At 46.6% G+C, this 14,754-nt stretch carries 8 protein-coding genes; 3 read left to right on the top strand and 5 right to left on the bottom strand.

The window, feature by feature from the left end; genetic code table 11:
- Positions 1-62: 62 nt before the first annotated feature.
- Positions 63-2,777 carry a TonB-dependent receptor gene (locus ACXAH4_RS18385; protein ID WP_474882924.1) on the bottom strand — a complete coding sequence of 905 codons (2,715 nt, stop codon included), beginning with the start codon at positions 2,775-2,777 and terminating at the stop codon, positions 63-65.
- Positions 2,778-3,475: 698 nt separating this feature from the next.
- Here ACXAH4_RS18385 and ACXAH4_RS18390 point away from each other — a divergent pair.
- Together ACXAH4_RS18390 and ACXAH4_RS18395 are read left to right on the top strand one after the other, a co-directional pair.
- Positions 3,476-6,283, top strand: a complete 2,808-nt coding sequence (locus ACXAH4_RS18390; protein WP_474844204.1) for a glycine betaine ABC transporter substrate-binding protein — start codon at positions 3,476-3,478, stop codon at positions 6,281-6,283.
- Between the two features lie 150 nt (positions 6,284-6,433).
- Positions 6,434-7,495, top strand: a complete 1,062-nt coding sequence (locus tag ACXAH4_RS18395; protein ID WP_474882926.1) for a tyrosine-type recombinase/integrase — start codon at positions 6,434-6,436, stop codon at positions 7,493-7,495.
- Between the two features lie 13 nt (positions 7,496-7,508).
- Here the strand turns inward: ACXAH4_RS18395 and ACXAH4_RS18400 are convergent, their stop codons facing one another.
- The 4 genes from ACXAH4_RS18400 to ACXAH4_RS18415 all read right to left on the bottom strand — a co-directional run bounded on the left by ACXAH4_RS18400 (position 7,509) and on the right by ACXAH4_RS18415 (position 14,140).
- On the bottom strand, positions 7,509-7,862 hold the full coding sequence (locus ACXAH4_RS18400; RefSeq protein ID WP_474844202.1) for a HopJ type III effector protein: 354 nt from the start codon (positions 7,860-7,862) through the stop codon (positions 7,509-7,511).
- A 49-nt stretch (positions 7,863-7,911) separates the two neighbouring features.
- The gene (locus ACXAH4_RS18405) at positions 7,912-10,326 is read right to left on the bottom strand and encodes a glycosyl hydrolase 115 family protein (RefSeq protein ID WP_474882928.1); all 2,415 of its coding nucleotides are present in this window, start codon (positions 10,324-10,326) and stop codon (positions 7,912-7,914) included.
- Between the two features lie 78 nt (positions 10,327-10,404).
- Positions 10,405-13,104, bottom strand: coding sequence for a TonB-dependent receptor (locus ACXAH4_RS18410; RefSeq protein WP_474882930.1), 2,700 nt, complete (start codon positions 13,102-13,104; stop codon positions 10,405-10,407).
- A 241-nt stretch (positions 13,105-13,345) separates the two neighbouring features.
- A complete protein-coding gene (locus ACXAH4_RS18415) occupies positions 13,346-14,140 on the bottom strand; it encodes a 3-keto-disaccharide hydrolase (RefSeq protein WP_474844199.1) in 795 nt (264 codons plus the stop codon).
- A 263-nt stretch (positions 14,141-14,403) separates the two neighbouring features.
- Here ACXAH4_RS18415 and ACXAH4_RS18420 point away from each other — a divergent pair, with 263 nt between their 5' ends.
- Positions 14,404-14,754, top strand: a complete 351-nt coding sequence (locus tag ACXAH4_RS18420) for a DUF4870 family protein (RefSeq protein WP_474844198.1) — start codon at positions 14,404-14,406, stop codon at positions 14,752-14,754.

The following is a 14,754-nucleotide window of genomic DNA, read 5'->3' on the forward strand; positions in this document are numbered from 1 at the left end:
GCATGGAGAAAAACTAAAAAAGGCAAGCGCATTGCTGTGCCTGCCTTTGTCGAGCTGAGAACTTAGAAGCTGGTGCGTACACCCACGGTATAACGTGCTCCGTTATCAATCATCTGAATGAACTGTTCGCTGTAACGACCGTGACGACGTAACTCTTCACCAGTTACATTTATACCTTCAACAAAAACCGTGAAGTTTTCGTTGATATCGTAACTGGCACTGACATCGAACTGACCGTAGGTTTCAGTGAAGCGCGGTTCTGTGCCACCCAGCGGGCTAACCAGATCCTGCATAAAACCTTCTCGGTTGTTGTAAGCCACACGAGCCTGCATTGGACCCTGTTCATAGAACAGGATGATGTTTTGTGAATCACCCAGACCTTCCAGCGCGAACACCTGGCTGTTGTCTTCGCTATCCAGTGATGCATCGCTGTTTACGATAGTGGCGTTAGCCTGAATACCAAAACCGCTGTCGAAGGTGTGCAGCCACGCGATTTCCAGACCATTCACGTCAGCTGTTTCGCCGTTGTCAGGTAGACGAACGGTGAAATCGTAAGCACCACTTGCCAGATTCAGGGTGCGGGTTTCGAACGACGCCACAATGAAGTCTTCCACTTCTTTCTTGAACGCCGCTACAGAAAGGTAGCTGGTATCGGCATAGTACCATTCCAGTGAAAGGTCGAAGTTAGTCGACAGGAAGGGCTTCAGATCAGCGTTACCGGAATCTGCCTGCAGGTTATTCGGACGGGTCACCGAGACATTGAACACCGGCACCAGATCGCTCATGGTTGGACGGGTCAGCGTTTCAGAGAAGCCAACGCGCAGCATCAAATCATCAGTCAGATCCATCTTCGCATTAATGTTAGGCAGCAGATTAGAATAGCTGTTGGACTCTGCAATCGGCACACCTTCGTTGGTGGCATACACATCGCTGTAGTCAGACGGGTCGTTTGGCACAGGCACCACGTCCAGCAGTTCACGACCGTAACCGGTTGTGGTGGTATCGGTTTCGCTGTAGCGCAGGCCGAAGTTAATATCCACTGGCATGTCAGAAATCAACAGGCTGAAATACATCTGTGCGTACAGGCTGATGACTTCTTCATTCACTGAGAATGAATTGCCGGCAAGCGACGGGCTGTTCAGGCCCTCAGCATCAACGATGGCACGTACTTCATCAAAAGTCTGGCCGGTGTTATCCGCTACCTGCTGAATTGCCTCGTCTGACACGGCATAGTCAAAATACGCTTCAGGATCGTAAGCAATCCACTGCTGACTGGCGTTTGAGAAATAGTTTTGTGGTGAGTAGATGTACAGCAAGTCATCCGGAATATCAGTTTGATAACCACAGTACACGTTACACAGGCTGGACGTCAGACTGTTGTTGTCTTTGTTCCGATCCTGATAGTACGCACCGAATTCCATTTTCGAAAACGCATTACCGGAATCAGGTAACCAGGTGAAATCCGCACGATATTCATCGATAGTGTCTTCAATATCGTAACCTTCACGGTTGGTGACGTGCATACGACCGGCCGGAATGTTGGTCAGCGCGTCTGTACCGCCTTCGATATCAATCGTGGGCGTTTCACCGGAAAAGTCCAGGCTGTAAGAGTTGTTGTAGCCCACTACAGTAAAGTAGTTATTACCACCGCTATTGTTTTTCGCCGTCGACGTTGAGATATCGAAGGTTGCTGTGAAGTAGTCATTTACCAGCCATTCATAGTTGATACCGTACGCCTGGATCTCCACGTCACGGGAGTCGCTGCTCTGAATGAAGTCGGTTGCACCACCCACGCCATCTACTAATGTGCTGTCCAGAGAGGTAACGGTGCCGTTTTCATTCACTTCAAGATTATCAAGGTTGCTGTCCGACAGCCAGTGACCAACGGTGTTACGACGGGAGCCTACTTCAAATTTAGAGTAGAGCGCGTCGACTTTGATCATCATGTTGTCTTGCGGCGCATATTGCACCACTACGTTCCCGCTAGTGCGCTGACGATCCGCCAGATCTACAATCTGGTCAAAGTTTTGCGGAACGTATACGCCGTTGAACTGCTCAGAATCTGCATACTGAGGGTCATCAGTTTGAGAACGATTGGTCAGGCTGACATTCGAGCGCCAGTCGCGTACCTGAAGAATATTGGTCTGCGCTTTACGTTTTTGCAGGGAACCGGCTACCAGCACCCCGAGCTTGTCATCCATGAACCGGTTAGTGATCAAACCGGAAATCTGAGGCGAGGTTTCTTCCGAAATCTCTTCATACATGCCCTTCACACTGGCTGCACCGGCAAACCCGTCAAAATCGAATGGATTGGCTGTAGTTACATTAACCGTGGAGCCGATACCACCTGCCTGCAGCGAAGAAACCGGGCTTTTATATACATTAGCGCCGCTAATAAGTTCTGCCGGTAAGGTATCAAAACTGAATTCTCGCCCCTGGTTTTCCGTGGCGATCTGGCGACCGTTGATCAGAACGGTGTTAAACTGCGGACCAAATCCTCGAACAGTAATAAACTGGCCTTCACCACCACTACGGTCGATGGCTACACCGGTAATGCGCTGTAGCGATTCCGCGACGTTCTGATCGGGAAACTTACCCAGGTCTTCTGCCGAAATACCGTCAGATACCACATCTGACGCTTTCTTGTTGAGCATAGACTCTTTCAGCGAGTTTCTGAATCCACGCACTTCAATGACTTCAGTGTTTCCGGCATTCGCTTCTGCTTCATCACTTTGCGCCATAGCCAGAGGCGTGCCCAGAGAAGAAAGTATTGCCAAATATAAAGAACTTTTCAGAAAAACTCTTTTTTTATTATTCTTATTGAATTTTGTATTTGCAGTCATGTATGTCTCCTTCAGAGGGCAAACGTCTGCCCCGCTTCCTCAATGTGTCAAAAATATGTGCAGAATCACTCGAATGCATCACCGCATTTAAATAGGACTCAAGGTTATACGTTTACCCTTGCAAATTAAATTTTTCATTTTTATATATAAAAATGGATTTCATGTCCGGCGTCTGACCTGTCCCGCGAACCGCTTGAATAAATTAGCGGAAACTGGTTTGTATTCTGCAACAATTTATTGATCCCAGTTTGAATTGAGCACTCGAATCTGGGAGCAAAACTAAGGTAAAACGTTAACCCTAGACAAAGGTATAATATGTGAATGAATGGCTAATGTAAACGAAATGTTCAATTTTAAAATATATGCACACAATTGAAGAACAAGCCAAGGTCGGACTTAACATGATTGCAACACCAAAAACGACCATATACACTTCCAGTGAGTTTTAGTTCTTTAAATCCATAAAGTTCTCAGCCCCCGTTTGAACATACACATACACATACACCTTCAATTCAAAGAAATTAGAAAATAAACAAAAGTAAAACATGATACTATTCAACAGATTAAAAGGTCATTGAGTAGATAAACGTCTATCTCCCGCCGCTAAAATACAGGATAAAGGAGCTATCTTCTTGCAGCATCTCGTCATTCAATTTATGCGTTCACCCATAGTGTTAATGTGCGCCTCTATTCTTTTGTGGATGCTTTATCCGCCGGTGGTTAACTACCTGATAGACCGCTCCAGCCCAATCTTTGTCGCTGCTACTTCGCATACGCTGGCTGCTATTTCTACGCTTGTGGTCGTCATGGTCATGTTTGCAAAGCGGCAACAAGGCTTTTTCTCTGATATTGCAGTCCATTTCAAAACACCGGCGCTGCTTGTACCCACGCTGTTTTCCGGTGCCCTTATCTGTGCAAACCATCTGCTTTTATATGCGGCACTGAACATGTCGCAGGAATTTGATGTTATTGCCATTCTCATATTCGAAGCCTGGCCAATTGTATTTTTTTACATAGACAGCACGTTGCGTAAAAAGCACAGAACAACCACGGCGAACGATTATATTTTCTCTGCAGCAGCGTTTGCCGGTTTCATCGTTCTGATGAGCCCGAATCTGGATATTGCAGACTGGCTGCTGCTGGAAAGTCCGATGATAAATACCATTTTACTGGCGGCATCAGGCGGGCTTGCTATGGCAATTAACTGCTATATGCGCATGAAATGCATGGATGCCTGGTCTGCTATCTCAGATAAAAATGCTCTCAACCTCAGTTCATTGAATAAAGCTTTACTGACGGAATCAGGTGTTCGTTGTGTAGCTGCCCCCGGTATGCTCTCCATCCTGTTTTTGTTTGGCGATACGGCAAATCAGTTTGATTATATGGATTATGCGTTGGTGGCCTTTGCCGGTATCGCTATTCTGGCACTGGGAAGTTTGCTCTACGACTTATCCGTGTTTTCAGCGACGAATGCGTCTGTCAGCGTGTTCTGGTATTTCATGCCTGTTGGCGCGGTAGTGATCCTTGCTCTGTTACAGGGCCGATTACTCAATCAATATGAAGCGGTTGCATCCGTTCTTATTGTGTCGGCCAATATTTTTCTCGGGCTGCGCTTTCCTCTGCGTTCATCGCTGCTCATTCTTTTCAGTACCGTATGCATGGTGGGGATATGGGTGTTATTCGCGCCAACTTATCCCATTGACTCGTATTACGATTTACTCGCTGTATCCACGGTCTTTTTTGTTCTGTTGGGTACCTTTGCTCTTGAGCGGACAACTTCCCTTAACCGGGAACGGGAACGTTTGCTGGTAGAGTTTAATGATTCGGTGATGCAACTCCCCTCCTCTTCACCGTCCGGCGGCGTATCTGCTGAGAAGTACAAAGCACTGATAAATAATTATATCGTTAAACATTTATACGTGTTCTTACGGGCTTTTAACGGCGCAAAGGATATGCGCAATGCTCAGCTGGAAATTCAGGACATTAAGAAAGTACTGATTGCCGGTACTGAAAATACTCCGATATATCGAGAGCGTTTGCTGGATAATTTCCAGGTGGGTCAGAAACTGATGACCATGGAAAGTGACAGAATTCCACCGGAAGAACTGGTCATTCTCATCTTGCTTGGCGCAACGAACGTCTTCTTCTCACTCATATTTCGTCCTGAAAGTTTCTCCACGGCATTGTTTGCGCTCATTCTGGCTACTTCGGTTATATTTCTCATTCTGGTTATTAATGAACGGAATCAGTATATCCAGATACGCCACGATCACGCGCTGGTGTGCCGTGACTTACTGGAATATGCAGACGAATTTAAGCAGAAATCAGACGCCCCGGAGTTTGACGTGCAGCATGAAGCTGTAGAGCGTACTTTGAGCCTGAAAACGGTCGGTCCCGAAACCGTGAGTCACAGTTACTGGATTTTCAGTATTTTTGTGTTTTTGTTTTGTGGATTCGGCTACGGCTTTTTATATGAAACGCTGGATGATGTGAAACGGGATGAGTCAGCGCCCATTCTGTCGAAGCGCGATTTAAATAACGCAGAACTGAATATTGCCTTACTGGACTGGCCGACCGCTCAAGTTAAAGCTCATATTCTTGCCACGATTATTAATGAACACACAGAGTCGCGGGCACAGCTCATCAACGTTACTCATGAGCAAGCCTTTAAACAGATGGGCCAGCACGACGGCGACATTGATGTGCATCCGGATATCTGGCTGGCTAACAATGCCGACCTGATCCGCCGGTATGTGCGGGCGTTCGAAACTGTTAAATTGGGTGAAAGCGCCGGCATGGGAAAACAAGGCCTCTGCTATACCGATTTTACAGCGCCGGCAACGTTAGCAGTAAACGATCTGGTTACTCCGGAAAACGCTTCACGTTTTGACTTGTCCGGTAATGGACGTGGTGATATTTGGGTGGGAGCCAAAGGCTGGGCATCAGTGGCAATTGAGGAGCGACGTCTCAACGCCTATGGTCTGGATGCGTATTATGACTATCACGTGTTTGACCTGGACTTACTGGAGCAGCTGATTAACCGCAACAATCAGAATGAACAACCGGGCTTATTCTTCTGCTATTACCCTGATGCATTGTTTGGAAACCGCCATGTACATTTCGTTGAAGAGCCTGCACATGACGCCGCAATATGGCAAGCCATTTTCAAAGCTCAGGGACTCAATAAACTCAGCACAGGTACCTCCTGGCCGCAAAGTGAAATCAAACTGGGTTTTCGTTCACAACTGGAAGAGCGTTCCCCCGAGCTGCTGAAGCTGTTAAACCGGTTTGTGATTGATGACGCGGAACTGGTGACAATGCTCTCCGCTGTAGAAAATGGTGAGGATATTGAAACCGTGTCTCAACAATGGGCTGACAATCATAAAGATTTGATCCTTGAATGGCTGACGGGTTTTACTTTACGGGATAGCGCTGAATAGGCTTTCCCTGCCCGAAACACACAAGAGCTGTATTTATATACAGCAAATATCAATTTAGATATACTACCGGCATCGTACTCCCACGTATGCCGGCTTTTACCCTTCATGCGTGCCATCCGTTTAAATACCTGTATATTTTAAGGAGCTGACATGAAGTTGCCGGCATCTCAGCAGTTACAGTTTACAGACTGTTACCGCGATGCTGTGAATCAGTACTTCAATGATATTTTCTCACGGTTACCCCGTAACACGCAGCGTGCTTACATCAGCGATTTCAACGAGTTTGTTATATTCTGTGAGCAATCCGGATTGAGCGGATTCAATGCTTCATTTGAAAATAACGAACTCTGTGTCAAACGTTATGTAGAGATGTTATGTCAGTCACCACTGGCTTACCGCACCATCAAACGCAGGCTCAGTGCGTTGAGTAAATTTCTGGGTATTGCCAAATTACCGAACCCCATTGTGCAGTCTGTCTATCTTAAAGACTTCATCCGGCTGTCGCTGGCTGAAAATGAGAAATACCAGTTCAGTCACCATCAGGCGGTACCGCTGACACTGGATTTGCTGGAAAAAATTAATGATCGGGTGATCCCGGACACACTGCTGGAAATGCGCGATCTGGCCATGATTAATCTGATGTTCGACGCGCTGCTCAGGGCCGATGAAGTCGTTCGCGTTTGTATATCTGACATTAATAAGCGTACTAACGCCCTGCTCGTCTTAACATCAAAAAGTGACCAGACCGGCAAAGGCCAGTACAGGTACATTTCTCCCAATACGCTGGATATGATTGACGAGTATGTTGCTGAAGCGAATTATGACGCTCAGCAAAAAGTTGAGCGAAGTGAAGATGATCCGCGAAGGATAAACAAAGGCGTGTTGTTCCGCCGCGTCTCAAACAGAGGCCACGCTCTGTTGCCTTATGATGAAAGTGCGAATTTCAAACAGGCCCCGAAGCTGGAATACTCGAGCATTTATCGCACCTGGAAACGCATTGCTGCACTTGCTGGTATTCAGGAAAATATCACCCCTCACAGCGGTCGTGTGGGAGCGGCGGTTTCACTGGCAGAAAATGGCGCCACGCTACCTGAAATGCAGCTTGCCGGAGGCTGGCGCTCTCCGGAAATGCCCGGTCACTATGGCCAGCAGGCGGCTGTTAAACAAGGCGGCATGGCCAGACTAACCAAGGGACAAAAGCGCCGGGGTTAGATAAACAGGCGCTTTATTTTTCCGCTAAGGGAAACGTATCAAACTGCAAACCGTCGAATCCTGAGACCATGAAATTGCGAATATTTGCGTGGTCGGTACCTTCAGGATGCTTAAGCACATCATCACGGTAGTAACTGCCAAAAAGTGCGAGTGTCTGCGCCTGTGTTAACCCTAATAGCTGGCCGAGGGCCAACAGTTTACAGGACCCGTTATTTTGATTCGTTTCATTGTTTACTGTGCCATTACTAAAAGCCGAAGGCGTGAAAATGTAGTTATCGTCAACAAACGAAATCACATCGCTGAATACAATTTCATCCGGTGCGCTGGCCAGTTGAGAGGTTAACGCTTCAACACTACTGAAAGACATAAGAACTCCGCTATTTGAAAAACAGCCGGCATTGTGCCCTATTCTCTTATTAAGAACCACGTTCAGATAGCCAGACCTCATCAATGACAATACCGTTTTGATTCACTGAAAGGGTCACATTGTGAGCACCCTTACTCAGCCTTCCCAGATTGACACTATTGTGAATGCGGTTGTTCAATACGCCCTGCTTCCACTGCTCGCTTCGTCCTATGGTGTTCAGCGTGAATATCGTCACTGGTTTTTGTGCCAGAGATATTGCAATCTCATGAGAAAAATCATTGGAATGCACAGGTAACGTGGCAACGTTTAACGTTACATCCTGTGCAATATCAAGGTTGAACTGGTAAGTAACAGCGGCCTTTTCTGAGAAGTATTGTTGCTTCAGCGGATAAAGTGTTAATGCTTTGCCGGAATAGCCCAGATCTCTCACTTCCTGCCAGCTGTAACCCTCAGGTGAAATGAACTTTACTGATGCCGGTTTGATTTGCTTACTTTGGGATCCGTTGTTGACTCTTTCTCGCTTTTGTTTTTCGTCATCCGTCAACGTAATCAGTTCCGGCTTGCTAAAAACCGGCAGTTTGCGCGGTGCAGCATCCATCATGCCGGCCCATTTGCCGTCAGACAATCTGTTATATTGCTGAGTTAGCCCGTCGATAGTGTTATGTGCATCCAGTGCTTTTTCCATCAGCTTATCAGCTACAGATTGTGAGACTGTAAAAGCAGCTTTGTGTCTGAACAGCCACTTTTTATTCATTTCTGATGCCGCCTGCACCGGATAGCTCATAAGTTGAAACCAGGCTGATTGCTCTTCTGGCTGAATGCCTTTGCCCAGTTCAAAAATGGATGTCTCAAGCTTTTGGTATTGCTGAAGACGATTTTCAATGGTTTTGCCGTCCCAGCCGGATAATTGGGTTTGTGTCGTGGGTTCGGTTTGACTCCATCCCATGAATTCCGGGCGACGGATAAAGGCCAGATGGTAATAGTCAAATAATAGCTCTGCGGCATATCGGGGTTCAGAAATCGCAAAGTCTCTGCCCAACTGATAAGAAGCGAACATCTTTGCGTCAGACACTTTATCCGGCCCGTACCACCCGAGATGTAAGAACCATTCCATATTGTATTCAAGGGGTTTGATGTCACCCACATTGGCTATCCAGATACGGTCAGCACCATTTTCAAATGCACGTTGCATTTCAAACTGTATTAACGCGGGGTGGGTACTGCTCAGCCATAAATAATCATGGGGTCTGCCCCAATAGCTTAAATGGTAGTACACCCCTGCTCCGCCTGACCGTGTTTGTTCAGCATGGTTGCTGTGCCGGCGGATATAACCGTAGTTATCATCAGGCCACACCAGTGTGACATCGTCAGGCACAGATAATCCCATTTCGTACAGTGAGAGTACTTCTTTGTAAGGCGTAAACATTTGCGTAAGCGTTTCAGCGGGCTTTCCAAAAACCGCTTCAAGTTGTGCACGCTGGGTATTGATAGCCTGCTGTAAAGTGTCTTTGGCTTGCTGCTGTGAATTGGTACCTTCCATTCCGCTGTCATGAATGCCACGCATACCCAGGGTAAACATCGCCAGATCAGACATATCACTGACTTGCACAACACGGCTTCGCCAGTATTCATTGACCCTTGCCGCATTATTGGTGTAATTGAAATCACCTGATTGCTGCTTGTCCCATTCATCCACATTGTTTCTTAACATGGGTTCGGCATGAGAACTGCCCACATGAATGTGGTAGCGCTGCGCCATCTCCTTGTTGCCCGGCACAGTGAAGAAGGCACGGGTACCCGGATGCATGGCAGGCCAGATGGTATTGGCTTTTAATCTGAGCAGTAACTGAAAAATTTTTTCATAAGTCCGGGGCCCTATATTGGCAGTATCCGGCTCGAATGTACGAGACGCCCATGGAAGTAAGCCCCAGTCTTCATCGTTAATGAAAATACCGCGGTACTTCACAGCAGGACCTTCAACAACCGGTAACTTGTCCAGCGTTAGCGGCACGTTGGCTTTTTTCACCGGCACATCCGCCCACCATTGCCACGGTGAAATACCCATTTTTTCGGCTAACGTAAACAGACCGTATACCGTGCCCCTAACATCAGCACCGGTGATCACCAGAGTGTCCTGGTTTGTGTGAATGGCAAATGCTTCATGATTACCATGAGGAAATGCACTGGCATTGAGTAGCGGTAATGAGCCATCAACGTTTATGCGAATAAATGGTGTTGAAGCTGTCTCGTCATCGCTTTGGACCACAACAAAAGTCGAACCGGTGCGGGCAGATAAATCATCCGCCACATCTTTGGCGGCCCATTCAATGAGCGGATCACGGCTTTGTACAACAATAAAACGCACAGACGGTTCATCGACCGAAATAGTGAACCGCTCTCCCGAAGAAAATACGGCATGTGACGCAGACAACAGAACAACGAAGAGAAAGCAACGTGTGAGCATAGTGAGCCTGGCCTGAATAAAGTGTTGCGGGGTAAGGATAGGGTCATAAGAACTTATGACCCCGTAACGTAAAGCTGCCTAGTTGTGATATCGCACGCCAAGGAAGAACTGTCTTCCCGTGTTGTTATATTCCCGCACCATGTCCAGCGAACCGTCGCCGGTGACGAACAGCCGTGAATACTCATCCGTCAGGTTGATGACTTCAAAGGAGAACGTCAGCTTTTCAGACCAGTTATAGAACGAGGAAAAGTCGATATTTGTGGGACCCGTTACCCCATTTTCAGCATTGCCGGTGATGCCGGGTACTTCGATAAAGTAGTCATCCCTGCTGTTTGCCGACAGGCGGGCACCATACTTCTCTGTTTCGTAGTACAAGGTGAAATTGTAAGAATTCTCGGAAACACCCACGATTTCACCGGAACTGACACGGGTATAGTTCGCCACTGTCCCAAAATTATCGAAGGGCGCGGGCAGGAAGTTAAATGGCTGCTGGTAGCTGATTTCAAAGCCGTTTATGGTTGTACCGTCGCCATTGTCATAGGAATAATGGGTATAAGGTTCGCTGAACGGATTAACCGTTATCGCGGGATCATAAACCGGATCGTTATTGATTGCCGTGTAATAAATACTGTCGACCAGTTTTTCTTCCTGTGTGCTGCGAATATAGGTTTCTATGTCTTTATAAAACAGTGTGGCAGACAATAACGATTCTTCGTCAAAATACCACTCTACGCCAAAGTCCACATTGTTAGACACGTAAGGGTCAAGGTACGGATTACCCACCGTCACGAAACCTTCAATGTAGCGAAAAGCAGGATTGCCCGGGTTCAGCGTATTTAAGCTGGGGCGTGTCATTGACCGCGTCAGTCCTAAGCGCACGATGAGATCATCTGCAGGCTCCAGTGCCAGATTCAGAGCCGGTAAAAAGTTCTTATAGTCATGTTCAGCGACGATGGTTTCTACAGAATTTTCCAGCCGGATATATCCCGTTGACGTGGCGGTGGTATCGACATATCGCATACCAAAGTTGGTACGCAAAATCATATCAGCGATATCGAAGTCTGTATTAAACTCCAGATAAACGGCCATGGTCTCTTCTTCTACCTGCGTGTTTTTCTGATCCTGAGATTGCCAGTTGAGGGGGCCGATAGCGTCTTTTACTGCATCAAAATCAGCCACTACAAAAGGAAACAAATTTCCGTCAAAGCCGTCGCCAAAATTACTGATGGGCAGCATTTCTGTTAAGCCTTCTGCAGATCCCGTAGAAAAAGTTGGCAGACCGAAATATTGGCGGGAGACTTTGCGGTTGTTGTAGGCCACACCGGCCTTAACTTCGACCATATCCGCCACATATTTTCCATCAAATTTAGCGGTCAGGTTTTCTTTATCAGTCTGATCCTGAAAATCATAAGAGGACAAGTTGTACAAGGCAGGATCATTATAATCGAACTGGAAGTCGAGCAGCGCAGCATTGGGGTTACCCGTAAAATCGAAACCGAAACTATGCGGCTCAGTGCTGTCCATAATGTGACGAAATTCATCACGGGAAAAATCAATTTCTGCATACCCCACCATAGCATCCACAATGAGACGATCTGTTAAGCCAAACTCTCCCGATAACACATACTGATTAAATGCTGTATCACTGGTGGTCTCACGGCTCTCAACCCGGTTAGTTATGCCATCAAATTCGCCGGCAATAATTTGCTGGCCATTGGGCGCTACGGTAACCGATGTTGGCGTGATTTGATTGAAGTAATTTCTGAACATTGCGTACATGTGATAGTACGAGCGCTCATTTTCCAGTTGTGAATGTAAGTAGTCGAAGGTAAGTAACACATTATCAGACGGTGCATACTGAAATGAAGAAGTAATACCCAGGCGGGTCTGTTCGTTACCGAAATAATCCGGCCGCGGGATCCGGGGGGCATATAAACAATTGATGGCGTCCACATCCGCACCATTTAACTGACAATCACCACCCGACGGCGACCCGGTAACGTTTGTACTGCTGGTGTCCGCGTAAGTCATATTATTGTTAACGGGCGTTTGCCAGCCTACGGTTCCGAAGCCTTGCTGGTTAACGTTCCGGGTCGAATAAGCCAGTGAGAAAAGGACACCAAACTTATCATCGTCAAAGGTATTGCTCACCATTACCGCCGTGCGGGGGGTGGTCTCTTCGGAGACATCGTTGTAGTTCGCCTGCGCTGAACCGGCATAATGAAATCCGGGATTATCAAAAGGCTTGGCGGTATACAGATTTACAGAACCCGCGATACCACCTTCTTCCATTGATGCAGTGGGAGATTTTTGCACGTCCACGCGATTAAATAATTCAGACGCAAACACGTTGAAGTCAAATGCACGCCCGCCGCTCAGAGCAGAAATTGACGAGTCCAGCTGATCGGTTTCCGCCGGTATTTCCATACCGTTCAGTGTTGCACGGGTAAAGTCCGGGCCGAGGCCCCGCAGTGTGATACGTCTGCCCTCGCCGCCTTCGCGGCTGATTGAGACACCTGAAATGCGTTGCAGCGATTCGGCTAAGTTTAGATCAGGGAACTTACCAATATCTTCGGCGGATATGGACTCCATGGAATTCACGTTAGCGCGTTTTGTAAGCAGGGATTTGTTCAGTGAGCTTCGAAAGCCTTTTACTTCGATAACTTCTAACTGATCGCCGGTAGCGCTCTCCTGTGTGTTGTCCTGAGCGAGCGCATTTGTAGTTAAGCCGGCATGCAATACGGTAATAATGGAGAGTGACAGTTTCTTCAATTTCATAACGGATCCTTTGAAGAGTGAAACGTCACACATTCAAGCTGCATGACTTTTCACTATTTATTTACAATAAATTCACGTTAAATTTGAAGATATTCAGGGTCAATCAAAAACAATTATATGACGTCATTTTGTGTCACCGGGTTTCAATTATGAATAATTTCCCGCTGACAAAACTATTTTACAACGCAGGAAACGCTTCAGGCAGTGACCGGTGAGAGTGAGCTTTGAATAGGCTGACCATTCACAGTATTTTTAAGTAAATATTCTTAAAATCAATGGGCTGCCCTTCACTTTGAAATGCAATATAACCTGACTTCAGGTTTTTCATCTGTTCCCATGTCGCCGGGTTTTCACCGGTGACCAGATCGTCCTTTTTAGCGAGAGCTAAATCATATTCAAGAACCACATCATCATTGATAAGTTGAGTAACGTGCCCGTCTTTAACGATCAATTCGCCTCTCACCCATTCACCGGCGGGGAACGTGGGCGATGACGAGTTAAGGCAGTGTTCAGGATAAATGTCGCCCTGATAATAAATTTCTGTACCGGGCGAACACATATTTCCTGTAGGTCTTACTACACCGGCTTCACGCTCAGCCAACAGCTGCATTTCCACCGAAACCGGCCAGTTTTGATCCGTGAGGATGGAATCAGCAGACTGACTGGCAAACATTACACCACTGTTTAATCGTGCGTAGCCAGGGGCGCTTTCGAGAAAGTCTCCGGTAAAGCGGTACTCAAATTTGAGATGAAAGCTGGTTAATTCAGCTTCATAGAAAAGATGGCCGAATTGTTCGTTGAAGTCATCATAGCTATCATAACGTACAAGCAGCATATCTCCTGAAAACCGGAATGTGTTGGCAAAATTTACCCCTGAAGGATGATGATTAATTTTTGCAGTCCAGTTTTTCTGTTCTGCCGGCGACAGTAAATTTTGCCAGTCATCATTGTTGTTTTGAGTCGTTGAGCAGGCAGAAAGTGTCAGCAAGCTACTAAGCAGAATAGCAGAATTAGAAACAGGTAATTTTGTGATCATAGGGATACCAGTGATGTCGGTTGAACTGACTTGTCTATCACTGTCCCGGTACACAGCCAATGTAAACCGTAGTTTTTCTGTAATAAGTTTCAATTGTAAAACTCAAAAAAAGCAAAACTTAATCACAGGAACTTGCCATCAATCTATACAGAGCATTGCATTTTGTCCGGTTTCATCGCACTATTTCATGACTATTTATCAAGCCGCCTTTCTAACCGACTGAAAATAGTATGGAAAAATAACTTTAAAAAAGGATAAATAAAATGAGCGAAATTCCCGCGAACACGAATGCATCAGGCAGCACTGCCAAAATTGTCTATATCCTGTATCTGGTAGGCATTTTATTTGGTATCACCGGCCTTGTGGGTGTTGTGATGGCCTACATAAATAAATCAGATGCACCGGAATGGCTGCAAAGCCACTACCGTTTCCAAATCCGTACTTTCTGGATAGGTTTCCTCTATCTGGTGATCGGCTCGGTTCTGTCTGTTGTGCTGATAGGCTGGCTGGTTATTCTTTTCTGGGTTGTCTGGCTGATTGTTCGTTGTGTGAAAGGCATGAAATATCTTGATAACAATCAGGCCCATCCGGATCCTGCGGGCTGGATGTTCTGA

The organism is Alteromonas sp. ABV2_168, assembly GCF_056161165.1.

Excerpts from the sequence above, each read along its gene's own strand:
- ACXAH4_RS18410 (WP_474882930.1), bottom strand. The coding sequence starts at position 13,104 with ATGAAATTGAAGAAACTGTCACTCTCCATTATTACCGTATTGCATGCC.
- ACXAH4_RS18420 (WP_474844198.1), top strand. The coding sequence starts at position 14,404 with ATGAGCGAAATTCCCGCGAACACGAATGCATCAGGCAGCACTGCCAAA.
- ACXAH4_RS18400 (WP_474844202.1), bottom strand. The coding sequence starts at position 7,862 with ATGTCTTTCAGTAGTGTTGAAGCGTTAACCTCTCAACTGGCCAGCGCA.
- ACXAH4_RS18405 (WP_474882928.1), bottom strand. The coding sequence starts at position 10,326 with ATGCTCACACGTTGCTTTCTCTTCGTTGTTCTGTTGTCTGCGTCACAT.
- ACXAH4_RS18395 (WP_474882926.1), top strand. The coding sequence starts at position 6,434 with ATGAAGTTGCCGGCATCTCAGCAGTTACAGTTTACAGACTGTTACCGC.
- ACXAH4_RS18415 (WP_474844199.1), bottom strand. The coding sequence starts at position 14,140 with ATGATCACAAAATTACCTGTTTCTAATTCTGCTATTCTGCTTAGTAGC.